24 protein-coding genes and 3 tRNA genes are annotated in these 26765 nt (G+C 66.7%); 7 read left to right on the forward strand and 20 right to left on the reverse strand.

Features of this window, described 5'->3' with window-relative positions:
• The 11 genes from ACTIFF_RS17385 to ACTIFF_RS17435 all read right to left on the reverse strand — a co-directional run.
• On the reverse strand, positions 1–141 hold a 141-nt coding region (locus tag ACTIFF_RS17385), incomplete at its 3' end, for a GTP-binding protein (protein ID WP_305633223.1).
• Between the two features lie 90 nt (positions 142–231).
• A tRNA-Thr gene (locus tag ACTIFF_RS17390) sits at positions 232–306 on the reverse strand.
• A 76-nt stretch (positions 307–382) separates the two neighbouring features.
• Positions 383–456, reverse strand: a tRNA-Gly gene (locus ACTIFF_RS17395).
• 109 nt (positions 457–565) lie between these two features.
• Positions 566–650 (reverse strand) — tRNA-Tyr (locus ACTIFF_RS17400).
• A gap of 66 nt (positions 651–716) precedes the next feature.
• Positions 717–1415 carry a dethiobiotin synthase gene (gene bioD / locus ACTIFF_RS17405; RefSeq protein WP_439537974.1) on the reverse strand — a complete coding sequence of 233 codons (699 nt, stop codon included), beginning with the start codon at positions 1413–1415 and terminating at the stop codon, positions 717–719.
• Positions 1412–2194, reverse strand: coding sequence for a methyltransferase domain-containing protein (locus ACTIFF_RS17410; RefSeq protein WP_439537975.1), 783 nt, complete (start codon positions 2192–2194; stop codon positions 1412–1414). Before ACTIFF_RS17410 ends, bioD begins: the two co-directional genes overlap by 4 nt.
• On the reverse strand, positions 2187–2948 hold the full coding sequence (locus tag ACTIFF_RS17415; RefSeq protein ID WP_439537976.1) for an alpha/beta fold hydrolase: 762 nt from the start codon (positions 2946–2948) through the stop codon (positions 2187–2189). Before ACTIFF_RS17415 ends, ACTIFF_RS17410 begins: the two co-directional genes overlap by 8 nt.
• Positions 2941–4095, reverse strand: a complete 1155-nt coding sequence (gene bioF / locus ACTIFF_RS17420; RefSeq protein WP_439537977.1) for an 8-amino-7-oxononanoate synthase — start codon at positions 4093–4095, stop codon at positions 2941–2943. The genes ACTIFF_RS17415 and bioF overlap by 8 nt, the downstream gene beginning before the upstream one ends.
• Positions 4092–5402 (reverse strand): adenosylmethionine--8-amino-7-oxononanoate transaminase, encoded by a 1311-nt coding sequence (locus ACTIFF_RS17425; protein WP_439537978.1) that lies wholly within the window; start codon positions 5400–5402, stop codon positions 4092–4094. Before ACTIFF_RS17425 ends, bioF begins: the two co-directional genes overlap by 4 nt.
• Before the next feature lie 106 nt (positions 5403–5508).
• Positions 5509–6903 (reverse strand): dihydrolipoyl dehydrogenase, encoded by a 1395-nt coding sequence (locus ACTIFF_RS17430; protein ID WP_439537979.1) that lies wholly within the window; start codon positions 6901–6903, stop codon positions 5509–5511.
• 104 nt (positions 6904–7007) lie between these two features.
• Entirely contained in the window at positions 7008–7742 is a 735-nt protein-coding gene (locus ACTIFF_RS17435) for a glutathione peroxidase (RefSeq protein ID WP_439537980.1), read from the reverse strand.
• A gap of 51 nt (positions 7743–7793) precedes the next feature.
• On the opposite strand from ACTIFF_RS17435, the gene ACTIFF_RS17440 reads away from it, so the two are divergent.
• Both ACTIFF_RS17440 and ACTIFF_RS17445 read left to right on the forward strand, forming a co-directional pair.
• Positions 7794–8924: a LysR substrate-binding domain-containing protein gene (locus ACTIFF_RS17440; RefSeq protein WP_439537981.1), complete on the forward strand. Its 1131-nt coding sequence runs from the start codon at positions 7794–7796 to the stop codon at positions 8922–8924.
• Entirely contained in the window at positions 8921–9394 is a 474-nt protein-coding gene (locus tag ACTIFF_RS17445; protein WP_439537982.1) for a Dps family protein, read from the forward strand. Before ACTIFF_RS17440 ends, ACTIFF_RS17445 begins: the two co-directional genes overlap by 4 nt.
• A 397-nt stretch (positions 9395–9791) precedes the next feature.
• On the opposite strand, the gene ACTIFF_RS17450 is transcribed toward ACTIFF_RS17445, so the two are convergent.
• Genes ACTIFF_RS17450 through ACTIFF_RS17470 form a run of 5 tightly spaced genes read right to left on the reverse strand, consistent with a single transcriptional unit; the run spans position 9792 to position 17506 of the window.
• Positions 9792–10466, reverse strand: coding sequence for a phosphatase PAP2 family protein (locus ACTIFF_RS17450; RefSeq protein ID WP_439537983.1), 675 nt, complete (start codon positions 10464–10466; stop codon positions 9792–9794).
• Positions 10463–12394, reverse strand: coding sequence for an LTA synthase family protein (locus ACTIFF_RS17455; protein WP_439537984.1), 1932 nt, complete (start codon positions 12392–12394; stop codon positions 10463–10465). Before ACTIFF_RS17455 ends, ACTIFF_RS17450 begins: the two co-directional genes overlap by 4 nt.
• Positions 12391–15453, reverse strand: coding sequence for an efflux RND transporter permease subunit (locus ACTIFF_RS17460; protein ID WP_439537985.1), 3063 nt, complete (start codon positions 15451–15453; stop codon positions 12391–12393). The genes ACTIFF_RS17455 and ACTIFF_RS17460 overlap by 4 nt, the downstream gene beginning before the upstream one ends.
• The gene (locus ACTIFF_RS17465) at positions 15453–16511 is read right to left on the reverse strand and encodes an efflux RND transporter periplasmic adaptor subunit (RefSeq protein WP_439537986.1); all 1059 of its coding nucleotides are present in this window, start codon (positions 16509–16511) and stop codon (positions 15453–15455) included. The genes ACTIFF_RS17460 and ACTIFF_RS17465 overlap by 1 nt, the downstream gene beginning before the upstream one ends.
• The gene (locus ACTIFF_RS17470; RefSeq protein ID WP_439537987.1) at positions 16508–17506 is read right to left on the reverse strand and encodes a TolC family protein; all 999 of its coding nucleotides are present in this window, start codon (positions 17504–17506) and stop codon (positions 16508–16510) included. The genes ACTIFF_RS17465 and ACTIFF_RS17470 overlap by 4 nt, the downstream gene beginning before the upstream one ends.
• Before the next feature lie 443 nt (positions 17507–17949).
• Here ACTIFF_RS17470 and ACTIFF_RS17475 point away from each other — a divergent pair, with 443 nt between their 5' ends.
• The 5 genes from ACTIFF_RS17475 (at position 17950) to ACTIFF_RS17495 (ending at position 22314) form a co-directional block, all read left to right on the forward strand.
• The gene (locus ACTIFF_RS17475) at positions 17950–18492 is read left to right on the forward strand and encodes a cytochrome b/b6 domain-containing protein (RefSeq protein ID WP_439537988.1); all 543 of its coding nucleotides are present in this window, start codon (positions 17950–17952) and stop codon (positions 18490–18492) included.
• 17 nt (positions 18493–18509) lie between these two features.
• Positions 18510–19187 (forward strand): response regulator transcription factor, encoded by a 678-nt coding sequence (locus tag ACTIFF_RS17480; RefSeq protein ID WP_439537989.1) that lies wholly within the window; start codon positions 18510–18512, stop codon positions 19185–19187.
• Complete coding sequence (locus tag ACTIFF_RS17485) at positions 19184–19993, forward strand: transferase (protein WP_439537990.1); 810 nt, start codon at positions 19184–19186, stop codon at positions 19991–19993. The genes ACTIFF_RS17480 and ACTIFF_RS17485 overlap by 4 nt, the downstream gene beginning before the upstream one ends.
• Entirely contained in the window at positions 19986–21377 is a 1392-nt protein-coding gene (locus ACTIFF_RS17490) for an ATP-binding protein (RefSeq protein ID WP_439537991.1), read from the forward strand. The genes ACTIFF_RS17485 and ACTIFF_RS17490 overlap by 8 nt, the downstream gene beginning before the upstream one ends.
• A 199-nt stretch (positions 21378–21576) precedes the next feature.
• The gene (locus tag ACTIFF_RS17495) at positions 21577–22314 is read left to right on the forward strand and encodes an AbiV family abortive infection protein (protein WP_069039273.1); all 738 of its coding nucleotides are present in this window, start codon (positions 21577–21579) and stop codon (positions 22312–22314) included.
• A gap of 117 nt (positions 22315–22431) precedes the next feature.
• Here ACTIFF_RS17495 and ACTIFF_RS17500 read toward each other — a convergent pair whose 3' ends face one another.
• From ACTIFF_RS17500 to ACTIFF_RS17515, 4 genes are all read right to left on the reverse strand, one after another.
• Positions 22432–23307: a carbon-nitrogen hydrolase family protein gene (locus ACTIFF_RS17500; RefSeq protein ID WP_083224030.1), complete on the reverse strand. Its 876-nt coding sequence runs from the start codon at positions 23305–23307 to the stop codon at positions 22432–22434.
• A complete protein-coding gene (locus tag ACTIFF_RS17505; RefSeq protein WP_439537992.1) occupies positions 23304–23960 on the reverse strand; it encodes a GNAT family N-acetyltransferase in 657 nt (218 codons plus the stop codon). Before ACTIFF_RS17505 ends, ACTIFF_RS17500 begins: the two co-directional genes overlap by 4 nt.
• 104 nt (positions 23961–24064) lie before the next feature.
• Entirely contained in the window at positions 24065–25849 is a 1785-nt protein-coding gene (locus tag ACTIFF_RS17510; RefSeq protein ID WP_439537993.1) for a tetratricopeptide repeat protein, read from the reverse strand.
• Between the two features lie 64 nt (positions 25850–25913).
• Positions 25914–26558 (reverse strand): histidine phosphatase family protein, encoded by a 645-nt coding sequence (locus ACTIFF_RS17515; protein WP_257081043.1) that lies wholly within the window; start codon positions 26556–26558, stop codon positions 25914–25916.
• Positions 26559–26765: the final 207 nt, after the last annotated feature.

Consider the following 26765-nt stretch of genomic DNA (forward strand, 5'->3'; position numbering starts at 1 on the left):
GTACGCCTTCGCCTCGCCACCGAACTTCGACGACAGAATCGTCGTGATCGCCGCCGTCAGCGTCGTCTTGCCATGATCAACGTGCCCAATCGTCCCCACGTTCACGTGCGGCTTGGTACGTTCAAACTTTCCCTTTGCCATTTTTGATCACCCTGATAACTGATTAGAGATCTGCGTCAAACCTCGACAGGCAACCGCGCCTTTACGCGGCATGCCGCACGCCAAATACCGTGGTGCCCATGGGCAGGATTGAACTGCCGACCTCTCCCTTACCAAGGGAGTGCTCTGCCACTGAGCTACATGGGCACGAAAACTTGCCTGCAGACACTCATCGAGAACACCGTCCCGACAATCGCCATATATATATGCACACTTCAATTCGTGGAGCGGGAGACGGGAATCGAACCCGCGTCATTAGCTTGGAAGGCTAGGGTTCTACCATTGAACTACTCCCGCCCGACCATTCCAAACACATTGACCCGCCGTGACCGGCCACCATGATCGGAACCTTCACTTACACGTTTTTCGAGGTCACCTCAATATAACCTTCAAATACAAAAGGTTATGGTGGAGGGGGAAGGATTCGAACCTTCGAAGGCAGAGCCGTCAGATTTACAGTCTGATCCCTTTGACCGCTCGGGAACCCCTCCGGCGACCAGCGAAACCCGCGATTATGGTGAGCGTTTCGTGCTCTGTCAAACACTGCTGCGAAAATGTCAGTCTGCGCCGGCGCGCAGCGCGCTGAAATCGAGCGCTGCAGCAGCCATTTGCGGGTCGGCCCGGGCGAGGCGAGGCAGCGTCCCCAATAGCGGCGCGTCGAGCCGGCACGACAACGCTGCGATCGTTGCATCCTGCTCCAGCATGCCATCAGGCATGGCATTGGCCACCCAGCCTGCCAGACACAGTCCCCGCGCACGAATCGACTCGGCGGTCAGCAATGCGTGGTTGATGCAGCCCAGCTTCAGCCCCACGACCAGTATGACGGATGCGCCAATCGCAGTGGCCAGATCGGCGGTGGTGAAGTCATCGCTCAAAGGCACCTGAAAGCCGCCGACGCCTTCGACCACCACGTGCTGCGCACGCATCGAGAGCGAGTGGAACGCACCAAGGAGGACCGCCGACGCTATCGTCCGTCCCTCGAGCCGCGCCGCGACATGAGGCGCCAACGGTGCTTCGAACAGGTAAGGGCTGGTCAATGCCTGCGGAAGGCGAGCGCCGCTGACAGCGGCCAGCGCGTCGGCATCCTCGTTGCGCATCGTCCCCTGCGCATCGCGCCACGCGCCGGACGCCACGGGCTTCATGCCGACCGCGTCGAGCCCGCGTGCGCGCAGCGCATGCACGAGTGCGCAGGCCACCAGGGTTTTGCCGATGCCGGTGTCGGTACCGGTCACGAAATGCGCGCGGACCGCCATCATCCAGGATCTCCTTGTCCAGGACGATACGCGACCACCCAGGCCAGCTCATAAGTCAGCGGAATGCCCAGCGGCGTCCGCTGAGCCTCGAATTCAGCGCACACCGATTGCCAGGCAGCGCGGCCCAGCGTCGCACGCCGGGGGTGCAGCGGCACGCGCGAAGCGCCGATGTCACGGTTCGACTGAAGCAGGCTGCGGACGTCGTCGAAGTATTCGACCTGCCGCGATCGCTCGACATGTTGCGCAACCAGCCCGGCATCGCCCAGCGCTGCCGTAACGGCCGCCTCATCAAGGAAGGGAAGCGTATGGCGATGCCGATCGACCGTGGCAAAAGCCTTGTCGATTTCTCGCAGTGTCCCGTCGAGCACGGTGGCGAAACACATCGCAGCGCCCGGCCGGAGTACCCGGTGGCATTCGCGCAATGCCCGCGACAGGTCGCACCACTGAAGCATCAGGCTGGAAAAGATCAGATCGACGCGGCCGTCGCGCAGCGGTAACGCATGCGCGTCGGCGCACACCCGCCCGTTGTCAGACATCGGAGCATGTGCGCCGAGCATGGCAGGCGAAAAATCGGCCGACAGCAGCAACGCATCCGGGTAGCGGCCACGCAGTCCGGCGGACGCGAATCCGGTGCCGCAGCCGACATCCAGCACGCATTCCGCCGCGATCGGCGGCAACATGTCGAGCAAGCGGTCGCTGACCTGTCGCTGCAGACGTGCCGCCGCCGCGTAGCGGTCGGCTGCACGCGAAAAACTGTGGCGAACGGCAGTGAGTTCAATCATCGGCAACCACCCACTCGCACAGATCTGCGACACCGCCCCTCAGCCAGGGCAGATGCGCTGCGCCCGGCATGCGCACGCAGTGCGCCCCCGTCGCGGACGACATCCAGTCGCATGCCGCGACATCAACCACCCTGTCCTCCATGCCGTGAAAGCACAGCACGCGTGCAGACACATCCTGCACGGCCGCTCTCAGATCGACGTCGTGCAGCCATTGCAAACCCTGGTCGAGCGCCTGCCGGCTCGGCAGCGGCGGCTGTTCGACCAGACCGGCCATCGCGGCGCGCACCTGACGCGCATCGGCATCACCCATTGCAGACAGCGCGGCGAAACGCGTGCGCGCCTTCATCGGCGCATCGTCAAACGCATCGGCAAAGGCGTCGAAGCGTTCGGCGCTCATGCCGTGCGGCCAGTCGGATGCCTGCATGAAACACGGCGTCGCGCCAATCAGCGCCAGTTTGCGCAGCGGCGCACGGGTGGCCCACGCCAGCGCGAGCAGGCCACCGAGCGACCAGCCGACGACCACGTCGGCGTCGGGCACGGTCGCCATCAACTGCTCGACACAGTCATCGAAGCCCGTACAGTCACGTTCGGCATTCAGCCCGTAACCGGGCAGATCAGCCTGCACAACGTGCGCGTGTCGGCCGAGCGCCTCCGCAAGCGGCGCGATCAGGCGACCATCCCAGCCCCAGCCGTGCAGCAGCGCGACGCGCGGCCCGCGGTCGCCGAAGGTCCGTCTGGACAGCGGTTCAGTCATGCCCGGCCTCGATCAGCGCATGGCACAGCGTATCGAGGTGCCCGGCCGTGTGCGCGGCGCTCAACGAAATGCGCAGGCGTGCCGTGCCGCTCGGCACTGTGGGCGGGCGAATGGCCGGCACCCACAGACCCCGCGCCCGCAACTGCGCGCCCAGCGCAAGCACATCGGCGTTCGTTCCCACCTGCAGCGGCTGGATAGCGGTGTGCGAAGTCATCAGGGGCCACCGTAAATCAGTCAGCCCCTGCTTCAGCCGCTCGCGGTGTGCCGCCAGCGTCGCCCGCCTGTCATCGGCTTCCCCGATCAGGCCGAGGCTGGCCAGTAATGCGCAGGCCAGCGCCGGGGGGGCTGCCGTGGTGTAGCGATAGCTGCGACCGGTCTGCATCAGCCACTCGATCAGGTCCGTGTCTCCGGCGACGAAAGCGCCCGCCACGCCGGCCGCCTTGCCCAGCGTGCCGATATAGACAATGCGCTCCGAGGCCAGACCGCAGTGCGACAGCACGCCGCGGCCCTGCTCGCCCAGCACGCCGAAACCGTGCGCGTCGTCCACCACCAGCAGCGCGTCGTGCCGTTCGCACAGCGCCAGCAGTTCAGCCAGCGGTGCGATATCGCCATCCATGCTGAATACGCCATCGGTCACCACGACCTTGCGTCCCTGCGCCGCGTCCAGCATGCGCGCCACGGCTGCAAGATCGCCGTGCGGATAGCGCCGCACGGTTGCGCGCGACAGCAGCGCAGCATCAACCAGTGACGCGTGGTTCAGGCGGTCGGCGATCAGCGTATCGCCGCGACCGGCCAGCACCGGCAGCAATGCCAGATTGGCCATGTAGCCGGTGGAAAAGAACAGCGCGCGCGCCAGCCCGGTGAAGGCGGCAAGCGCCTGCTCCAGCGCCTCGTGCGGCCGCTGGTGACCGCTCACCAGATGCGATGCACCGGCGCCGGCGCCCCAGCGGGACGCGCCTTCGCGCAGCGCCTCCACCACCTCGGGATGATTCGCAAGACCGAGATAGTCGTTGCCGGCGAAGGCAATCAGGCGCTGCCCGTCGACGACGGCTTCCGGGCCGCAGGGTGCGTCGAGCACCCCACGCGTACGCGTCAGATCGTCGCGCGCCAGCGCGGCCAGACGTGCGCGGAAGTCGAAGGCGCTCATGCGAGTGCGGCGTCCAGCGCTTGCAGCGCGCCGCGCGCGAGCAATGCGGTCTGCGCGTCGTCGAGCACGTAGGGCGGCATGAAATACAGGGTGTTGCCTATCGGCCGCAGCAGCAGTTCGCGCGCCAGCGCCTCGCGGTAGAAGCGGCGGCTGAAGTCGTCGTATCCGGCGTCGATGTCGAGCGCCCAGATCATGCCGGCCTGGCGGAAATTTCGCGCTGCAGGGTGTGTCGCAAGCGGCGCCAGCGCATCGGTGAAGTCCTGTGCCCAGACGCGGTTGCGCTGCAGGATGTCGAGCTTGTCGAACAGCTCGAGCGTGGCCAGCGCGGCGCGGCAGGCCAGCGGATTGCCGGTGTAGGAATGTGAATGCAGGAAGCCGCGCGCCATCGTGTCGTCGAGGAAGGCGTCGAACACCGCCGGCGCCGACAGCACCAGCGACAGCGGCAGCGTGCCGCCCGTGATGCCCTTGGACAGACAGATGAAGTCCGGCCAACCGCCGCCGTCGGCGTCGAGCGACTGTTCGCAGGCGAAGAAGGTGCCGGTGCGGCCGCAGCCGACTGCGATCTCGTCGGCGATCAGATGCACCGCGTAGCGATCGCACAGCCGGCGCGCATCGCGCAGCCAGACGGCCCCGTGCATCGCCATCCCGCCGGCACACTGCACGCGCGGCTCGACGATCAATGCTGCGATGCGGTCATGGTGACGCACGAGAAAGGCGTCCAGCGCCGACAGCGCGGCCGCTTCGCCCGCCGCCGGGCTGGGCAGCACATGCGCGCCGCGCACCATCGGCGCATAGGCATCACGGAACAGCGCGACATCGGTCACCGCCAGCGCACCGACCGTTTCGCCGTGATAGCTGCCGGCGAAGCAGATGAATTCGTTCTTGTCCGGACGCCCGGTATTGCGCCAGTAGTGCAACGACATCTTCAGTGCGATTTCGGTCGCCGACGCACCGTCCGACGCGTAGAACGCGTGGCCGAGCCGGCCGCCGGTCAACGCAGAGAGGCGCTCCGACAACGCCACGACCGGCTCGTGCGTGAAGCCGGCGAGCATGACGTGATCGAGTGTATCGAGCTGATCGCGTACCGCCTGCACGATCGCCGGATGGCTGTGCCCGAACAGATTGGTCCACCAGGAGCTGATGCCGTCGAGGTAGCGGCGGCCATCGGGCGCGTACAGCCACGCGCCCTGCGCGCGCGCGATGGCGAGCAGCGGCAGCGACTGGTCGGCGTGCCACTGCATCTGCGTGCACGGGTGCCAGACGGCTGAAAGGCTGCGGGATACGAGCGAGGGTTCTGGTGCGGACACGTGCGGATACCGGCTGCGCGCCGGCACAGGGCATGAGTAACTACCGGCGCATCAAGTCGCCCATTCTAACCGTCCGCCCGGCGTGTCGACCGGGCGGACGGGTGCATCACGCGTCGGCGAGCTTCGCCGCTGCGTCGCGCAGAGCGGTGCGCAGGCCTTCTTCCACCACCGGGTGATAGAAGGGCATTTCGAGCGCACGCTGCACCGTCATGCCCGACTGCATCGCCCAGGCCAGCAGATGGGCAAGGTGTTCCACGTCCGGGCCGATCATTTCGCAGCCGAGCAGGCGTCCGGAGCCCTTTTCGGCATAGACGTGCAGCAGACCCTTGTTGCGCAGCATGACGCGCGCACGGCCCTGGTCTTCGAACGACACCTCGCCGGTGACGAAGCTGTCGGGCGCCAGATCCACGAAGCGGCGGCCGACCGTCGCCAGCTGCGGGTCTGAAAACACCACACCGATCGGCTCGCGCCGCAGCCCCGGCTGCACCTGCGGGAAGCGCGCCGCGTTCTCGCCGGCAATCCGGCCTTCGTCCGCGGCTTCGTGCAGCAGTGGCACATCGTTGTTCGCATCGCCGGCGATGAAGATGCCGGTGCTGCCGCACTGCATCGTCGTGCGGTCAAACTCCGGCACGCCATTCGCACCGAGCTTCACCGAAGTGTTCTCGAGGCCGAGGTGCTTCACATTCGGCGCCCGGCCGGTCGCGGCGATCACCCAGTCGAATTCCTTGACGGCCGACGAGCCATCGTCGAAGTCCTGCATGAGGCGTACGCCGTCGCCGACGCGTTCGATCGAGCTGACGCGTGCGTCGGTGAACAGCGGAAACTCTTCACCGAAGGTCTGCGTGGCGTAGGCCTTGAGGGCCGGATCCGAGAACGGGCCGACGAAATGACCGCGACCGAACACCTCGGTTCGTACGCCGAGACGGTGCAGTGCCTGCCCGATTTCCAGGCCGATGACGCCCGGGCCGAATACCGCCGCCGATTGCGGCAGGTCGTCCCAGTCGAACACATCGTCGTTCACGATCAGGCGGTCGCCCGCGCCCTTGAGCACCGGAGCGATCGACGGCGACGAGCCGGTCGCGATCACTGCGCGGCCGAAGGTGACGACCGTGTGGTCATCGACCTGAAGGCTGTGGTCGTCAAGGAATTTCGCATGACCACGCAACTTGTGATCGGCAGGAATATTGTCGACACCCTTCAGCACGAAGCCCACGAAGCGATCGCGCTCGCGCTTGACGCGCGCCATCACGGCCGCGCCGTCGACGTGCACCGTCCCTTCGAGGCGGATGCCGAATGTGTCCCACTTCTCTGTCGCATGGGCCGCTTCGGCAGCGGCGATCAGCAGCTTGCTCGGCATGCAGCCGACGCGCGCGCAGGTCGTGCCGTACGGGCCACCTTCGATGATCACGGCTCGACGGCCGGTGGCGATGGCCGCACGATAAGCTGCAAGGCCGGCAGTGCCGGCACCGATGACGGCCACATCCACATTCATTTCATTCATGTCGTTCTCCCTGTAGCGCTCGATCAGGCCTGCATACCGTTCGATGTGCAGGCCTGATCGGACGACGGGTTGCCCCGTCATCCGGTCAGATCAGGTCGGCGACCTTACTTGGCCGACCACTTTTCCAGCTCTTCCCAACCGCCGATATGCTGGCCGTTGATGAACACCTGCGGCACCGTCTTGGCACCGGCGATGGCGCCCAGTGCGCGGGAGCGCTCCGTGTGCGGCAGGTTGATTTCCGCATAGTGATAGCCGCGTTCGGTCAGCAGCGCCTTGGCCTTGGCGCAGAAGGCGCAACCTTCGCGCGTCAGGATGGCGACCTGATCCGGCTTCTTCGCGTTCGGATTGATGAAGTTGAGCATCGTGTCCGCGTCCGACACCTTGAACGGATCACCCGGCTCCTGCGGCTCGGAGAACACCTTCTGCACGACACCGTCCTTCACCAGCATCGAGTAGCGCCAGCTGCGCTTGCCGAAGCCGATATCCGACTTGTCGACCAGCATGCCCATACCTTCGGTGAATTCGCCATTGCCGTCAGGGATCAACGTCACATTGTCCGACTCCTGGTCCTTCGCCCACTCGTTCATCACGAAGGTGTCGTTGACCGACATGCACACGATGCTGTCGACGCCATTCGCCTTGAAGGCCGGCGCCAGTTCGTTGTAGCGCGGCAGGTGGGTCGACGAGCAGGTCGGCGTGAAGGCACCGGGCAGCGAGAACACCACCACGGTCTTGCCCTTGAACAGATCATCGGTCGTGACATTGGTCCATTCGTTGTTCTGACGTACGCGGAACGTGACGTTCGGGACGCGCTTGCCTTCCTGGTTGTGCTGGCTCATTGCTGTTCCTTTCAGAGGGATGAATCGTTATCCGGAGATGCGCCGGGCGTTGTGTACCGGTTCAGCGCATCGACGAAGTGCAGTGTGGGCGCATACACTTCAATCGTCCAATGGATTAAACTTTTGGTGTTGATCGAATGTTTCGATAAAGATTTGACTTCACAGCCGACGTCTTCCAGCAAAGGTCCGCGCCACATGTCTTCCCTGCCCTCACTTCGCCAGTTGCGCTATCTGATTGCAGTGTCCGAAAAGCTCAATTTCACGCAGGCCGCGGAATCCTGCTTTGTCACCCAGTCCACGCTGTCCGCCGGCATCAAGGAGCTGGAGGCCACCTTGGGCGCGCATCTGGTCGAGCGCGAACGTCATTCGGTGGTGATGACGCCGATCGGCATCGAAATCGCCGACCGTGCGCGCAGCCTGCTGTCCGAAGCCGAAGATCTGAGCGAATGGGCGCGCAGCGCCGCGGAGCCGATGAGCGGCCTGCTGCGGCTCGGCGTCATCCCGACCGTCGCGCCCTTCGTGCTGCCGACGGTGCTGCCGGCGCTGCGTCAGCGCTATCCGTCGCTGCGGCTCGCGCTGCGCGAAGACCTGACCAGTCATCTGCTGACCCGCCTGACGGCCGGCCAGCTGGATTTCGCGCTGATCGCGCTGCCCTACGACACGGGCAATCTGCAGGTGAAGCCGCTGTTCGATGAGGAACTGCGCCTGATCGCGCCGGCCAATCGTGAAGCGGACATGCCACGCGAAATCTCAAAGATCGATCCGGATGAACTGCTGCTGCTGGAAGAAGGGCACTGCCTGCGCGGTCACACCCTGGGTGGCTGCGGTCTGCGGGAACCCAGGACCCGCGGAATGGAAGCCACCAGCGTATTTACGCTGGCACAGATGGTCGAGGGCGGTCTGGGCCTCGCATTGCTGCCGGAAATGAGTTTGCGCTCGGACATCCTTTCGCATATGAAACTGGTGTCGCGACGCTTCTCCGAGCCCCGACCACGCCGTACCATCGCGCTGGTTGCCCGCAGTTCGAATGCACGGCAGGAATCATTCGAACGTATTGCCGAGCTCATCGCCGCACAGGCACCGTTGCACCTGTCAGACTCGGGCGACGGAAGCGGAACCGCCGGGCGGAGTCCGGGCTCCCAAGTGCACGAATACGAGAACCGAGAAAGGAAAGCATCATGAGCAGCATCAACATCGGCATTTCCGAAGAAAACCGCCGGGCCATCGCGGACGGCCTGTCGCGCCTGCTGGCGGATTCCTACACGCTGTACCTCACCACGCACAACTTCCACTGGAACGTCACCGGCCCGATGTTCAACACGCTGCACCTGATGTTCGAGGCGCAGTACACCGAACTGGCGCTGGCGGTCGACCTGGTGGCGGAACGCATCCGCGCGCTGGGCTACCCGGCACCGGGCACCTATTCGGCTTACGCAAGGCTCACGTCGATCAAGGAACCGGAAGGCGTGCCGTCCGCCACCGACATGATCCGCCAGCTGGTCGCCGGCCAGGAAGCCGTGACGCGAACCGCACGCAGCATTTTCCCGGCGGTTGAAGAAGCGCACGACGAACCGACCGCCGACCTGCTGACCCAGCGCATGCAGGTGCATGAGAAGAACGCCTGGATGCTGCGCAGTCTGCTCGAGAGCTGACATCGGCGAAATCGACTGCACAGCGCCCGGACGCCCGACAGGGCCGGGCGCAGCTGTCAGGCATTGCTTCGATCAGTCCGAACCAACCCACGGATGACGGGCAGATCGTATCTGCGTCGCAATCGGGGGTTTGCCTGCTGCGGATCTTGGGCATCGCTGCACTCACCCCAACCTACGGAGACGGGTCGGTCGCGGCTTGCGCGATATCGGGCACCTCAACGAACGGCGCGGCTGCGGGGGACGGGTGTTGGCCATCGCCTTCGGCTCACTCCAACCTGCAACTACAACGGCGTGAGGCGTCCGTAGGTTGGGGTGAGCGCAGCGTTGCCCAACGATCCCTGCATGCACCCGGAGCTCCGTCACCATCCGGTCAATGGCTACATCTCTGCCGTCGTCATCAGGCCGGCGGGCGCCTGACGGTTGCCGCGCCCAGCACCACGATGGCGCACGCGGCGGCGGCCAGCAGGATGTGCGATGGGAAATGCGCGCCGCGCACGACCTGCACCACACCCGCCAGCCCGCCCAGCGTCAGCACGGCGAACAGCGCGCGCCGCCGCGCTGCGCCGCGCAGCACCGGCAGCACGGCCAGCCACATGAAGGCGCTCGCGGCATGGCCGCTGGGCAGGCATTTGCCCGGACCGGAATGCGTCGGCACCTCGTCGAACAGGCGGAAAAACTGCGCTTGGCCGCCGAAATCGGCCAGATACCATGGACAGCTGTGCGCCGACTGCATGCGCAGCAGGTTGACCGCGACCACCGCGGCCAGCGAAGCACAGAGCACGAACGCCACGCGCGCGAAACGCCCGGGTTCGCGCGCCTGCCGCCGCAGCGCGAACCCGGCCGCGAGCAGCGCCAGCCATGCCGCCACCGACAACCACTTGACGCCGTCGTGCAGCAGTACCGACCACAGCCAGTCGCGGCGCAGCGTGAAACCGCCGGTTGCGGCGTCGTGGAAGTGCGCCGAAAGCCACAGATCGGTGCCACTCCAGCGATTGCTCCACACAGCCAGCACGGCGCACACGAACGCGACCACCAGCAGATCGGCGTCGCGTGCCGGGCGCCACCTGCTCACCGGGCCTCGATGGCGTGCAGCCGCCCCTGTTTGAACGCGGATGCGGCCGTCTGGTAGTAGGCAATCGCCTCGCGCGCCCGCTGCGGATCCACCTCGGTCGGCGTCGATTCGAAGGTAACCGGATCGACCTTGTAGGCGCGCACCATACGGCGCGGCGACAGCACGGTGAGCAGGTCGCCGCGCAGATAACCCAGATCCTGATAGTTGGAAATGAAGGCGCGGTCGAGCGGCGCATCCGCTTCGAAGAACGAGCGGCCGAAGAAATGATCGTCGCCGTTCTTGCCCATGATCTCGATCAGCGTCGGCGCAAGATCGATCTGACTCACCCTTTGTGCGTACTCGCCCGCCTGCAGCATGTCCGGCGCATAGAAGATCAGCGGGATGCGGTATTTGGCGACCGGCAGGCGGGTTCGGCCGGCCACGGACGCGCAGTGGTCGGCAACGAACACGAACAGCGTGTCGGCGAACCAGGGCTGCTTCTTCGCCTCGCGGATGAATTCGCCGATCGCCCAGTCTGTGTACTTGACGCCGCCGCGCCGCCCGCCCGGTGATGGAATGTCGATGCGACCGTCCGGATAGGTGTAGGGGCGATGGTTCGACGTTGTCATGATCTGCGCAAAGAACGGCTTTCCTGCGGCGGCCTTGTCATTCAGCGCCTTCAGGGCGTTGGCGTACAGCACCTCGTCGGCCACCCCCCACACGTTCTCGAAAACGATGCTGTCCTTCGGAAAGTCGGTCCGGTCGACGATCAGGTAGTCGTTGCCGCGGAAATAGCTGTTCATGTTGTCGAAGTAGCCATAGCCGCCGTAGATGAACATCGGCACGACACCCTGCGGCTCCAGCAACTCGCCCAGCGTGGACAGATTGTTGTTGTGGGTGCGCCGGACGATGGCCTGCCCGGGTACCGGTGGCGTGCCCAGCGACAGCGCCTCGAGCCCGCGTACGGTGCGCGTGCCCGTGGCATACACCTCCTTGAAGCGCAGACCATCGGCCGCGAGGCGGTCCAGTTCGGGCGTCAAGCCTTCGGTCGAGCCATAGGCGCCGACGAACTCCGCCGACATGCTTTCGATCGTCACCAGCACGACATTGCGCGGCCTGCGGCTGAACGGCACCTTGTCGTGCGGCGGATCGTCCATCGCACTCGGCCTGTCCGGCGACGACAGCGGCAGTCGTTCGACATGCAGGTCGAGCAGCACCTCGTCGGCTTCTTCCTGCGGCAAGGTGGCATACCAGCGCTCGTAATCGAGCTCGTTGCGGCGCATGGCGGCTGCAAATGCGTACAACCCGTTGCCGGCCAGCTCGTCGGCATAGGCATTGCCGCTGCCTTCCATCTGTTCCAGCGCCGCGAAGTGCCAGGACGCCGCCGGCAGGGCCAGTGCGCCCGCAAGCATCGCCAGCCGTACGACCGGCCGGCGCGGCGCGCTGACGAACCCGACCAGACGGCTCACCCCGAACACGATGAGTGCCGCGACAAGCGCGATGCCGCCGACGATCAGTCCGACCGGGTAGGACTGCATGATGTTGCCGATCACTTCCTGCGTGTAGATCAGGTAATCCACCGCAATGAAGTTGAAGCGGGTCGAAAACTCCTCCCAGAACACCACTTCGGACACTGCACCGAACAGCAGCAAGGCGGCCATCAGCCACAGCGCCCCCCAGCGCAGCCGGCCCATGAACCGGCTCGCACGCAGACGGGCCGGCAGCAGTGCCGACAGCACGAGCAGCGGCGCCACCAGCCAGGCGAGCACGGCCAGGTCGAACCACAGTCCACGCACGAACACGTGCGGCGTGGCCGCACCGATGTCGCCCGGGCCGGCGATGCCCCAGAGCAGCAGACGCAGCAAGGTCCAGATGGTGACGGTCAGCAGGGACGCAACGAGCAGGAACGGCAGTGCGCGCCGGCGCGGCGCAGGTCGTATCGATGTCATGAAGGGGCGGATACCGTGGCAGGACGCTCACCGAACCTCTTGTACAGGATGGGTAGCAGCAGAAGTGTTAACGCCGTACAAGAAATGAGCCCGCCGATGACCACAATGGCGAGCGGCCGCTGGATCTCCGACCCGGGGCCGGTGGCGAACAGCAGCGGCACCAGACCGAGTGCAGCCATCGACGCGGTCAGCAGCACCGGGCGCAACCTGCGCTGGGCGCCATTGACCACCGCGTCGAGCATGCTCTGGCCGGCCGCCCGCAGCTGATTGAAGTAGCTCACCAGCACGACGCCATTGAGCACGGCGATGCCGAGCAGCGCGATGAAGCCGACCGACGCCGGCACCGACAGGTACTCGCCGGAAATGCCCAGTGCAAAGACGCCGCCGATCATCGCAAACGGCACATTGGCCATCACCAGCGCCGCCTGGCGCAATGAATCGAAGGTGCTGTACAGGATGAGGAAAATCAGCACCAGCGCCAGCGGCACCACCAGCGCGAGCCGCTGCGCCGCGCGCTGCTGGTTCTCGAACTCGCCGCCCCAGGTGAGTCGGTAGCCGGTGGGCAGCTCGACCTTCTGCAGCACCCGGGCACGCGCATCCTCGACGAAGCCGACCAGATCGCGACCGCCTACATTCGCGATCACGACCATGTTTCGACTGCCCAGCTGACGGTTGATCTGCACCGGTCCGCCCACGCGTTCGAAGCGCGCCAGCTGGCCCAGCGCAATGCGTCCCCCGCCGGGCAGCGCGACCGGCATCTGGGTCAGTTCTTCCGACGCGCCCGCGCTGCCGGTCGAGCGGATGATCAGCGGGTAGCGCCGGTCCAGTTTCTGGATCAACCCGACCCGCTCGCCCTCGATCTGCATGCGCAGGCTGGCGGCCAGCGCATCGACGTCGAGGCCGGCGCGCGCCAGCGCGTCGGTGTCCGGCAGCACGCGCAGATACTGCACGCCCTCGTTGCGCACGAAGAAGACATCCTCGGCGCCCGGAATGGCACGCAGCACGTCGGCGATCTCGCCCGCCTTGTGGTTCAGCGTGTTGATGTCCGGCCCGAACAGCCGGATCGCCAGATCGCCACGCACGCCCAGAATCATTTCCGACACGCGCATTTCGATCGGCTGGGTGAAGGCATAGGCCACGCCGGGGAATTCGGCCAGCAGATCGCGGATGCGGTGGATGATGGCCGGCTTGTCGGCGCCGGGCGCCAGACTGATGAAGGTGTCGGTCTGGTTCAGGCCCATCGGGTCGAGACCGATTTCGTCCGACCCGGCGCGTGCCACGATCTGCGTCGCCTCGGGCACGATGTCCTTCAGCGCCTTCTGGAAGCGGGTATCGATGTCGAGCGAAGCATCGAGGCTGATCGACGGCAGCTTTTCCAGCTGCACGATGAGGCTGCCTTCATCCATGGTCGGCATGAAGGTCTTGCCCAGGCCCATGTAGACCACGACCGCCGCGACGAACAGCAGGCCGGCAATGCCGCCGACGATGCGTGGTGCGGCCAGCGCACGCTGCAGCAGCGGCGCGTAAAGCTTCGACAGCGTGCGCGGCAGCCAGGGATCGGCGTGCGAGCGAGCGTTCAGCATCATGCGCGCCAGCAGTGGGATGACCGTCAGCGACAGCAGCAGCGAGCCGGCCAGTGCGAACACGATGGTCAGTGCCACCGGCGCGAACAGCTTGCCTTCCAGTCCCTGCAGGCTCAACAGCGGCACGAACACCAGCGCGATGATGACGATACCGGCCGTGGTCGGCACCGCCACCTCGCGCACCGCCTCGAGCACCACGTCACGACGCGGCCGGTCGGCCGCACCGGGTTCGTGCAGATGGGCCACCACATTCTCGACCACCACGACCGCTGCATCGACCAGCAGGCCGATGGCGATCGCCAGCCCGCCCAGGCTCATCAGATTGGCCGACAACCCGGCGAAGTGCATCAGCAGGAAGGTCCACAGCGCCGACAATGGCAGCACCACCGCCACGGCCAGCGCCGCGCGCACATTGCCGAGGAACAGGAACAGCAGGATGAGCACCAGCACCACCGCCTCGATCAGCGCCTTGGTCACCGTGCCGACCGCGCTCGACACCAGTTCGCCGCGGTCATAGAAGGGAACGACCTTGACGCCTGCCGGCAGGCTGGGCGCGATCTCGTCGAGCCGCGCCCGCACGCCGCGCACCACCTCCTGCGCATCGGCGCCACGCAGGCCGAGCACCAGCCCCTGCACGGTTTCGCCCTCGCCGTTGTGCGTCACGCCGCCCATGCGGGTCAGCGCGCCGAGCCGCACCTCAGCCACGTCGGCGATGCGCACCTGCGCCTGAGGCGTTGCATGCACCACCAGCCGGCCGATGTCGTCGAGCGATTCGAGCCGCCCCTGCACCCGCACCAGCAGGGTTTCCTCGCCTTCGTTGATGCGACCGGCGCCGTCGTTGCGGTTGAAGCGCTCCAGCGTGGCACGCAGCTCGTCCAGCGTGATGCCGGTGGCCGCCATGCGCGCCGCGTCGGGCACCACCTCGTAGGCCGTGGCCAGCCCGCCCAGCACATTCACGTCCGCCACGCCGCGCACCGTGCGCAGCGCCGGGCGGATCACCCAGTCGAGCAGGCCGCGCCGTTCGGCCAGCGACAGGTCGCCTTCGACCGTGAACATGAACATCTCGCCCAGCGGCGTGGTGATCGGCGCCAGCCCCCCGGTCAGTCCGGGCGGCAGGTCACCCATGATGCCGGTGAGCCGCTCGCTGACCTGATTGCGCGCCCAGTAGATTTCGGTGCCGTCCTCGAAATCGATGGTGATGTCGGTCAGGCCGTACTTGCTGGTCGAGCGCAGCATGGTCTGTTTCGGCAGACCGAGCATTTCGATCTCGACCGGTGTGGTCACCCGCGCTTCCATCTCTTCCGGCGTCATGCCGGCCAGCTTGACGATGATCTTGACCTGCGGGGCCGACACGTCGGGAAAGGCATCGATCGGCAACTTCGTCATCGACCAGGCGCCGGCCGCCATCAGCAGCAGCGCGGCCAGTATCGTCAGCAGCGGTCGCGCGAGCGCGCCGCGCGTCAGGGCGTCGAGCATCATTCCGCTCCCTTGCCCAGCCACACCGCCTTCAGCGCGGCCACGCCGCTGACCGCGACCGCGGCCTTTGCGTCCAGTGCGCCGCTGACCGTGGCGCGACCCGCGTCCTGCGACAGCGCCTGCACCTCGACTGCGCGGAAGCCCTGCGCGGTGCGCGAAAACACCCAGGTCCGGCCGTCGTGATGGGTGACCGCCGCAGCCGGCACGGTCCACGCGTCGGTCGCCGACTGCGAGCGCCGCGCCTTGACCCACAGGCCCGGCCGCAGCGAAGACGGCGCAGGCGGCAGTGCGGCGCGGACGCGCACCGTCTGCGTCGTGTCGGCAGCGCCCCAGCCGATCTGCGTCACGCGCGCCTGCTCGCCCGACGGCTCCACCAGCAGGACGTCACCTTCGCGCACGTCCTGTGCCTGTGCCACCGTCAGGTTCAGTTCGAGCATCAGCTTGCGTGCATCGGCCAGCCGCAGCAGCGCATCGGCCTCGTCGACGCGCTGACCGGGCAGCACCATGCGTTCGAGCACGGTTGCCGCCGCTTCGGCACGCACCTGCACGCGACCGCTCGACGCGTCGGCGGCCGACACGCCCAGCAGGCGCAGTCGCGACTGCGCGGCGCCGTGGGCGGCATCGGCCTGCGCGGCCGCATTTTCGGATTCACGCACCCGGCGCTCGGCGATCAGGCCTTCGGCGTGCAGCGCCCGGTCGCGTTCCAGATTGCTGCGCGCCAGCGCCGAGGCGGAACGCGCCTGGGCCAGCGCAGCGCCCTGCTCGGGCAGACCGGCGCTACGCAGTTCCACCAGCACGGCATTCGCCGCAACCTGCTGGCCTTCGACCACCGGCACGCGCACCACCACGCCACCGGCGGGCGCGGTCACCACCCACTCGGCGTCGGCCGACGCCACGACGCGCGCCGACCACGGCGCCGCGCTGGCCTGCGCCGCCGGCACGGGGGCCGCGTCGCGGATACCCAGACGTTCGATCTGCGTCGCACCGATCACGATGTCGGCGGCGTGAAGGGAGGATGTCAGCGCGAGCAGACAGGACAACACGAACGCATGTTTCACGGCAGGATTCCCAGACTGTTGTTGTAGCGCGCCACGGCGCGCTCATAGGCAATGTCGGCCAACGCGGCCGCGCGGCGTGCGTTGGCGGCGCGTGCCTCGATCAGCAGGCGCTCGGCGAGCGAGCTTTCGCCGAGCCGGTAGGCCCGCCGGGCCAGTTCGACCTCCCGGTCGGCGACCGCCTTTTGCCCGGTGGCCAGTTGCAGCGCCTGTTCGCGGGCGTGCAGTTCGTGCTCGGCTTCGTGCAGCGCCAGCGTGGCCATGCGCTGCGCCAGCGCCAGTTCGTCCTGGGCGCGTGCCAGTTCAAGGTGCAGCGGCGACAACGCTGCAGCGCGATGAACATCGCCCCCGAACGGAATGGACAGCGTGGCGCCGACGCTGCCCATGCTCGGACCATCCGGCGCACTTTCGTTGCGCACGCCCACCATCAGGCGAGGCGCGCCGCTGCCCTGAGCCTGCACACTGCCCAGTGCCATGCGTGCGCGTTCGACGGCCGCCTGCGCGGTCAGTACCGGTGGATAACCCGCCGCCTGCACCGGTGTCGCGACAACCTCGCTGACACGCACCGGAACCTCCGCAAAGCCGGTCAGCGCTGTCCAGCCGAACACGCTGTGCGCCAGTTCTACCTGCGCTTCGTACAGCACGGCATCGCGCTCTCGCCGCGCCGCTTCGGCCGAAAGCTTTTCGACCGGCGCGGCATCGCCCGCGCGCACCCGCTTCGACACGTCGTCCTCCAGCGAGCGGTACAGGTCGACATCGACACCGGCCAGCTTCACCTCCGCTTCCGCCTGCATGACGCGCCACAGGATTTCGCGCAGGTCGCCGGCCACACGCCAACGGTAGATGCGCAGCTCTTCGTCCGACAGCATGCGGCCCGCATCCGCTTCGCGCTGCAGGGCATCGCGCTGACCGACACGCCACAGCGGAAGCTCGAATCCGGCCTCCAGTTCCCGCACGCTGGCCGGGCGGCCCGGCACGCGATCGGTCTGATAGCGCATCTGCACTGCGGGCGGTGCAGACAGCAGACTTCCCGCCCGCGCCGACAACACCCGCGACTCCCGCAGCCGGGCCTCGGGCAGGGCGGACCCCGGCGCCCTTTCGACAGCCCTCGCGAGCGCCGTCGAAAGGGACAGCGTGCTGTCCCGCGTCACCGACTGCACATGCTCGTCGGCGTGCGACGCAGCTTCCTGCGCATGGGCCGAACAGCCGGTCAGCAGAAGAGAAAGGAGGAGGACACGAACCATATTGATCCCGAATGAGAGGCGGTGAAGGCACCTGCCGCATGGTGAGGCACGGCCATAGTGTGGACCTGGCCAGCTGTCCGCAACGTGTCCGCTTCATGAACGTTTGTTCACCTTGCGGACAGGTCTGATACAGGTGTGCGGGTGCATGCTGAACCCATGAATTCCATCACCCCCACTTCGCCGGGACGCGCACAGACATGAATGCACAGGAAACGAAATCGACATTGCTGCGACACGTCAATCACGCGCTGCTCGCGTCGATGGTCGTGTTCCAGATGATCGGGTCGGAATGGATGACCAAACCGTGGCGGCCCGGACCGGACGCCACGCCGGGGCGATTGTTGTTCACGCTGCACGAATGGGCCGGACTGATCGCCGGTGTGGCGCTCGCGTTCATCGCCTGGCAGATGTTCCGGCGTGGCACGCTGCTTCGTATCCATGGCGCAATGCGCGCGCGCTTGCTGGCACAATGCCGTGCGCTGATCATCGGCCTGCTGGCGGGGCATCCGGCGCGGCCGGGGGAAACTGCCGCACTGGCGCGTTTCGTCCAGGCGCTCGGGCTGCTGCTCACGGCGTGGTTCTGCCTGACCGGCGCCGCAATATGGTGGGTCGGCGCATCGACCGACCTCGCGCACTCGATCGGCGAATTTCACGAGTTTGGCTTACCCCTGCTCTATTTATACGTCGGGGGTCACGTCGGCATGGCGTTGCTGCACCGGCTGTTCGACCGATCGCACTGATCTCAGAGAGACACACGATGCGGATACTGGTCGTCGAGGACGACACCGAAATCGCCGGCTTCATCTGTCGCGGACTTCGCGAGGCCGGGCACGTCGTCGACCACGCCGCCAATGGCCGCGACGGGTTGTTTCTGGCGACCGGCGAAGCGTTCGACGCCATCGTGCTCGACCGGCTGATGCCGCAGATGGACGGTCTGGCCATGCTGGCCGCACTGCGCGCCACCGGTTCGCGCGTGCCGGTGCTCATCCTCAGTGCGCTCGGCCATGTCGACGAGCGCATCCGCGGCCTGCGCGCCGGGGGTGATGACTATCTTGTGAAGCCGTTTGCGATGTCGGAGTTGCAGGCGCGGCTCGACGTGATCACCCGGCGCGGCCTGATGCCGGCGATCGAAAGCGTGCTGCGGGTGGCCGATCTCGAACTCGACCGCATGACGCACATCGTGCGCCGCGCCGGCGAAGACATCACGCTCAAGCCGCAGGAGTACCGGGTGCTCGAATTCCTGATGCGCCACGCCGGTCAGGTGGTCACCCGCACCATGTTGCTGGAGGGCGTGTGGGATTACCACTTCGACCCGCAGACGAATGTCATCGACGTGCACATTTCCCGCCTGCGCGCCAAGGTGGACCGCGCCGGCTGGCTGCCGCTGATCCATACGCTGCGCGGCGCCGGCTACTGCATGCGGGCGCCGGCATGACCGACCGCCGATCGCCGTGGGCCGGCAGCGCGCCGGGCGCCCCCTTCGTTCAGGATGACGAAGGAATGCTCACGCTGCACTTCGACCGCGCCGCGGTGCAGAGCAGCATGGATCCGGCGCGACCGGTCGATCTGGTGCTCGACTATTCGCGCCTGATGATGGCCGCGCTGCTGTTCGTGCCGGCGCCTTCGCGCATCGGCATGATCGGCTTGGGCGGAGGATCGCTGGTCAAGTACTGCCACCACCGCCTGCCGGGCACGCGTATCGAAGTGGCCGAAATTTCGGCCGAGGTGATCGCGCTGCGCAGCCGCTTCCGCATTCCGCCGGACGACGAACGGCTGCGCATCGATTGCGTCGACGGCGCGGACTGGATCGCGCGGCATGACGAAGCATTCGACCTGCTGCTGGTGGATGGCTTCGACATCGGCGGACAGGCCGGCGCGCTGTGCACGCAGCGCTTCTACGACGACTGCCATGCCGCCTTGACACGGAACGGCCTGCTGGCGATCAACATGCATGCCGACGACGCGCTGCACGGCGCCTACATCGGCCGCGTGCGTGCGAGTTTTGCCAATTCGGTCAGTGTCGTCGCCACCGAAGACGGTGTGAATGAAATCGTGTTCGCCGCGCGCGGCGACGCGTTCAGGCTGTCAGAAAAGCAGTTGTTCCAGCGCGCGGCAGCACTGCATGAGCGCCTGGGGCTGGACCTGCGCGCGCAGGCACACCCGCTGGTCGAAGGCCGGCGACGCGACTTTGCGCCCGCCGGGCGGGCGGCCGTGCGGCACGGCCAAGATGCCGATGACTGAGCCGACATCTCCAGTCGCGCCCCGCGCGACGCGCGGCCTGAGCACGACTGCGCGACTGGCGCTGGCCAACAGCGTTGTGCTGGCGACCGGCTTCGGCCTGATGCTGCTGCTGGTGACCTGGCTCGCCGGGCAGTACATGCTGGGTCACGTCGAAGAAAGCGTGGACGCCGAGCTGGACATCCTCAGCGCAGAGTACCGGGTCGACGGCGTGCGCGGCGTCAGCGGCCTGATCCGCCAGCGGCTGGACATGCGTTCGCCGAATCACGACCGCCTGTACCGGCTGGAAAGTGCCGACGGCGTCATGCTGATCGGCAACCTCGATGCATGGCCCGCTGCGGCGACGCGCGATGGCATGCTGCTGCGGCTGCCCAGCCTGCGCCATCCGGGCCGCACCGAAGTCGTCGCACGCTGGGCGCGTTTGCCGGACGGCAGCCGCCTGCTGGTCGGCTTCGACGAATACGAGGTGGAACAGGTACGCGGCGACATCCGGCGCGCCGCGCTGGCCAGTTTCGGCGTCATGCTGATTGCGTCGCTCATCGGCGGCTTCCTGATCACCCGCGCCGCGCTGCGACCGGTCGAAACGATGCGCCGCGCGGCGCAGCAGATCATGGACGGCGACCTGCGCCACCGCATTCCGGTGCGCGGCACGGCCGACGAGTTCGATCGCCTGTCGCAGACGCTCAACGGTATGCTCGACCGCATCGACCGGCTGATCGCCTCGGTGCGCGGCGCCACCGACAACATCGCGCATGACCTGCGATCGCCGCTGACCCGCCACCGCGCGCGCATCGAAGCCGCGCTGGCAGTGCCACCGACCGGCGACGAGCTGCCGGCGTTGCTGGAACGCAATCTGGCCGACATCGATCAGGTGCTGTCCACCTTCCAGTCGCTGCTGCGCATCGCCAATGTCGAATCGGGCCTGCTGCGCAGCGAGTTCCGCGCCGTCGACCTCGCGGCGCTGACGCGCGACGCCATCGACTTCATGGAGCCGATGGCGGACGAACGCGACATTTCGCTGTCGGCCGACGTGCCGGCACAGGCGTCGATGAGCGGCCACCGCGACCTGCTGTTCCAGGCCGTCATCAACCTGATCGACAACGCGATCAAGTTCAGCCCGGCCGGCGGCACGGTGACGATCCGCCTGCAGCCGGCGCCGGCCGGCTGGCGACTGGAGGTCGCCGATCAGGGGCCCGGCATTCCGGACAGCGAGCGGGCACGCGTGTTCGAGCGGCTGTACCGGCTTGAAGGTGCGCGCAACACACCCGGCCTCGGGCTGGGGCTCAGTCTGGTGCAGTCGGTGGCGCGCCTGCACGCCGGGCGGATAGAACTGGGTGCCGCGACGCCCGGGTTGCGCGCCACGCTGACTTTGCCAACCGGCACATAACGGGTACATCGGAGAGACATCCGGGGCCTGTCATGCAGTTGACACGAAGCGACAACGCAAAGACGATGCGATCAATGCGTGCGCGAATCTACCCTTGAAGGGGGCGCGTGCGGATGGCCTCGGCGGATTGCGGCCATGGACGACAGCGCGCGCTGCGCCCTCGTCGCAACGGTTGATTTTGAGCTATGGAGTCACTTCAGTGCCGAAAACAAACAAGCCGAGCATCGCGCTCACATCCAAGCTGCTGCGACGCTACCGCGACGCCTCGATCGACAACGCCCGCGAGCTTCTGTACGAGGCGGAACTGCTGCTCAAGCACAACCACTATGCCCGTGCCTACTACTCTTCGGTCGCCGCGATCGAGGAGGTCGGCACATCGGTGCAGGTGTTCGATGCGCTCGGCCGCAATGTGCGCGACCCGGACGTCGCGAACCGGGTCGTGCTCAACCTCGGCGACTACGCACGCAAGGTGACGGCGGCCGTGTTCCCGTGGCTGCTGATCGTGCCGGGCCGGCGCGACGAGGTGATGCCCTACATCAGCAAGATGATCAAGCGGCAGATTCCGAAACTCGATGCGATCCACACCGAACTGGACGGCAAGGGGCCGCAGGGCCCGCAGATCAATACCCCGAACTACCGCGTCACGCTGACCGATGCCGAAATCTGGCTCGGTCTGGCGAAGGACATCTACACCCACGCCGAAGCCTATGTGCTGTTCGCGCCGACCAAGATCCGCACCAAGGCGGAGGACGAAGTGTTCGCGATGAAGTCTGCCGCGCTGGCTGCGGTGACCAGCAGCCCGGAATTCTGGGAGTACTACATTTCATGCATGAAGACCGGCAACGCGACCTTTGAAGCCGCGGTGGCCGACTACGTGCGTGCGCAGACCAGCGGGGGTTCGGAAGTGCGCAACGGCTACGACGACGAAGAGGCCTGAACCGGCGCGTTCCCTGCGGCACTCCGGGCCAGAAAAGAAGCCACCTGACGGTGGCTTCTTTTTGTCTGCGGATCCGGACGGACTACGCAACGCAAAGGCTGGCGCGTGCCGCGGCGTTCAGCTCACCTTGATGACTTCCACCGGGTGTTCGTACACGTCCTTGCGCTTGTCGTACAGCGGAATGGTCGTACCGTTCAGGCGGTTGCCCTGCAGATCATTCAGATCGACTTCGGCGACGATGATCTGTTCGATGTTCGGCGTCCCTTCGGCGGCGATGCCGTCGCGCGCGAACGGGAAGTCCGACGGCGTGATGATGCCGGCCTGACCGTAATGCATGCCCAGCCCCTCGACCGGCAGATTGCCCACCGTACTGGTCTGCACGACGAACACCTGATTCTCGATCGCCCGCGCGTGGCAGCAGTAGCGCACGCGCAGGAAGCCTTGCCGGTCGTCGGTGCATGAGGGCACAAACAGGATGTCGGCGCCCGCCTCGCACACCATGCGCGACAGCTCCGGAAACTCGATGTCGTAGCAGATCAGGATAGCGATCTTGCCGAATGGCGTGTCGAACAGGCGCAGCTGGTCGCCGGCATCGGTGTCCCACTTTTCGCGTTCCCAGCGCGTGCGGTGGATCTTGTCCTGTTCGAACACCTGGCCGCCCGGCGTGAAGTAGTACGCCGTATTGGTCAGCCGGCCGTCTTCGCGCACCGTCGGGTGACTGCCGCCGATCAGATGCACATTCCACTGCGCGGCGAGTTCCAGCATCAGGTCGCGGTAGCGCTTGGTGTAGTCGTGCATGTTGCGCACGGCGGCGTGCAGGTCGCCGGTGTCCATGAAGGACAGCAGCTGCGTCGTGAAGATTTCGGGCAGCAGCACGAACTGTGGCTTGTAGTCGCCGGCGGCCTTCATGATGAAGCGCACCTGGTTCTCGAAACCGGACCAGTCGTGAATGGGGCGCAGCAGGTACTGTACGGCGGCGATGCGGACGATCATGGCAGGATGTGCTCCGGAAAATGGGTGGGGCGGGCCGGATCGTGCTCCGGGTTGAGCCAGACGATGACCGAGGCGTAACCCAAGGATTCGGTGTCTTCGGGCAGATAGTCCGGCACCACGCTGAGGTAGCTGAAGCCTTCCTTCAGCTGGAAGCTCAGCACCGGGTCGCGCAGGTCGCCCCACACCACCTTGCGGGCATACAGGTCGGCCGTCATGTCGGCGGCGTAGCGGTGATAGCCCGGCAGGCGGCCGCAGGCGATGATGCGCTTCAGGTTCATCGCGCGGCACAGCATGCGCCGTCCTTCGTACAGCAGATGGCCAACGCCCGATCCGCGCAGATCCGGATCGACGAACACTTCCGCACCGTACAGCGTGCGGCCGTCCGGATTGTGGTGCTCGAAGGTGCCGGCACCGGTAATGTCCTGCCAGCTGTGCGAATCGCACCAGTCGTCCCACAGCACGACCAGCGCGCTGGCACAGCCGACGATCGCGCCGTCGATCTCGGCGACGATCTGGCCCTGCGGAAAGACATCGAGCTGTTCGCCCAGCTTGCGGCGACTCCACGGCGGAATGGTCGGATACACGCGCGCCTGCAGGGCGATCAACGCGGGGATGTCAGCCGGCCGGGTATGGCGTATGCGTGGTGTGGTCACGCTGTTCTCCCGTCCAGTCGGACACCGGTCGGCGGACGCCGCCGGCATTCAACAATCAGGAGACAGTGTAGGCAGCGCCCCGCCGCCTGTATGTCGGACGGCGACTACCCGGCGGTCTGTGCCACCCTTCCCGGCTTCACATCGAAGGCGATGCAGATGCGTTCTTCGTTCGATTCGAATGGAATCGTGCGGTGGAACAGCGACGACGGGAACAGCACGATGTCGCCGGCGACCGGCAGCAGGGTCTTGCGCGGAAAGTCGTCGTGCTCGCGCGGGTAGTCGTCGCCGTCGGTGCTGAATTCGATGCCGCCGGCCAGACTGCCGGCCGGCCGGTCGCGCGGGATCGCGAGATACACCACGCCGCTCAACCAGCCGGTTTCGTGGATGTGCGACGTCAGATGGCCACCCTTGCTCATCTTCACGTACCAGGCGCTGCTGAACACCGTATCGGGCGGAAAATCCTGCGCGAACACGCAGGTCTCGCCGGTCAGCCGCGCGCGGCAGCGCGCGACCTGTTCGCCGATCAACGCGGCCAGCCTCGCAAACGACGGCTCGCTGCGCCGGAACAGATTGCCCGCCGACTGGATGCCATGATGCAGCCGGCCCTGCTTGCGCGCCTCGATCTCCGCGTGCGTCACGTCGCGCAGCAGGTCGGCCAGCAAGGCGTCGGACGCATCGGACAGCGCGTCGATATGGCTGTGGAACACGAAGTCGAGCGGCGCCGGGCAGAAGGTGTAGTCGTCGGCGACACGGAAGTTGGCGGCGTGGTGCGCCGACAAGGTCGCCAGCATCGGCGAGTTGTGGCGCACTGCGCGTCGCGGCGGCGCCGGGTGACGGTCTTCGGGGTGCCGGTCTTCGGGCAGGCGCGCGCCGATCAGGTCTGCCAGACGCGCGCGGAAAACGTCGAAACGGCGCGTTTTGTACAGGCAGTACAGCACCCGCTCCTGCCAGTCGCGGATCTGCGCACGCTCGAAGTACGGCATCGCCTCGGCCAGCTCACCCATGTCGTAATGCAGCAGGCCGAGGTTGTAATTGGCTTCGCCATGCGCCGGGTCGATCGCCAGCGCGGCGCGGAAGGCGGCGATCGTGGCCGCCGCATCACCCTGGTCGCGCAGGATTTCGCCGAGATTGCTGTGCGCATCGGCGTACCCGGGCGCCAGCGCCAGTGCCTGTCGGTAGCTGGCTGCCGCGTCGCCGAGCAGACCCTGATCGCGTTGCGCCGTGCCCAGGCTGAACCAGGCCGTCGCCGTCGGCTGTATCGCGAGTGCCTTGCGATAGGCGGCGACCGCCTCGTCATGCCGGCCCTGCTTCTGCAGCGCCGCCCCCAGATTGGCGTGCGCCTCGACGAAACCGGGCTCGACCGCGACGGCTTCGCGGTAGGCGGCCAGCGCGTCGTCGGTGCGCTGCAGACGTTCGCACACCGTCCCGAGATTGAACCAGGCGACCGCGAAACGGGGCTGCAGCTTCAGCGCGCGACGGTAGCTGGCGGCCGCGTCATCTGAGTGACCGAGCGCATCCTGCACCACGCCCATGTTGTACAGCAGCTCCGGAAAGTCCGGCTTCAGCGCGAAGGCGCGGCGATAGGTTGCCAGCGCCTGTTCGTTGCGGCCACGCTGCTGCTGCACCAGACCAAGATTGCTCAACAGTTCGGCCGAGCGCGGATCGGCCGCCACCGCCTCGCGAAACGCCTGTTCGGCATCGTCGAGCCGGCCCAGCCCGGCCAGCGCAGAACCGCGCACGCTGTGCAGCACGATGGCCGCCGGGTAACGCCTGAGCAACTGCTGCGCGGCGCTGGCCGCATCGGCCAACCGACCGCCGTTGTACGCCGCGAACACCGGTTGCAGTTCGGCCGGCGACGGTTGGCGAGACGGCGTGGGCTTGTTCTTCATCGTTCAGATCTTCGGGTCAGGGCACGGGCGAAACCGACATTGCATATATATATGCAATGCGGAATCAGACCGGCAGTTCATCCAGTGCGCCATCGAGATGCGACACGTCGCCCCAGCGTTCGACGCGCCATCCGCCGTCGTCGTGGCTCACCCAGTTCAGCGCGCAGTTGGCGATGTCGAAATCGCGCGCACAGACGAGCCCCAGCCCGCGCACCCGCCGCGCCACGATGTCGAGCACGCCGCCGTGCGTCACCAGAAGGACCGTCTGGCCGGTGTGGCGCCTGCGCAGCGACTCGACGAAAGCCCACACCCGCGCATCGAAAGCGGCCAGCGACTCGCCGCCGCGCCCAGGAAAGCCGGCCTCCGGTTCGCGCGCCTCGAAGCGCGCGAAGGCCTCCGGATGCTGACTGCGTGCCTCGGCATACGTCAGGCGCTGGAAGCCGCCGTAGTGGCGCTCGCGCAGCGCCGGCTCCGGCATCACCGGCAGTCCGCGCGGCACCGCGATGCGCCCGGCGGTCACCCAGGCACGGCCGAGGTCCGAGCCGTAGATCGTGTCGATCCGCTCGCCCAGCAGCGCCTGCGCCGTGGCCTGCGCCTGCGCGAGCCCGGTATCGTTGAGCGGAATGTCGACCTGGCCCTGGATGCGGCGATCGACGTTCCACGTCGTTTCACCGTGCCGGACCAGACAGAAGCGCGTGCGTGCAGTCATGAGTGTTCCTTGTGCGAGGCTGGATGTTACCTGCAGGGGCCAGCATGAAGTGGAGGTGAAGCGCAGCATCCAGGGTTCAGGCCGCTGTGCTGGGGCTATGGTTCCGGGCTTGAGCCGTGGGCTGTGGGGCTGGGCTGTGGGGCTGGGCTGTGGGGCTGGGCTGTGGGGCTGGGCTGTGGGGCTGGGCTGTGGGGCTGGGCTGTGGGG

The organism is Methyloversatilis sp. (assembly GCF_051861465.1).
GTDB lineage: Bacteria > Pseudomonadota > Gammaproteobacteria > Burkholderiales > Rhodocyclaceae > Methyloversatilis.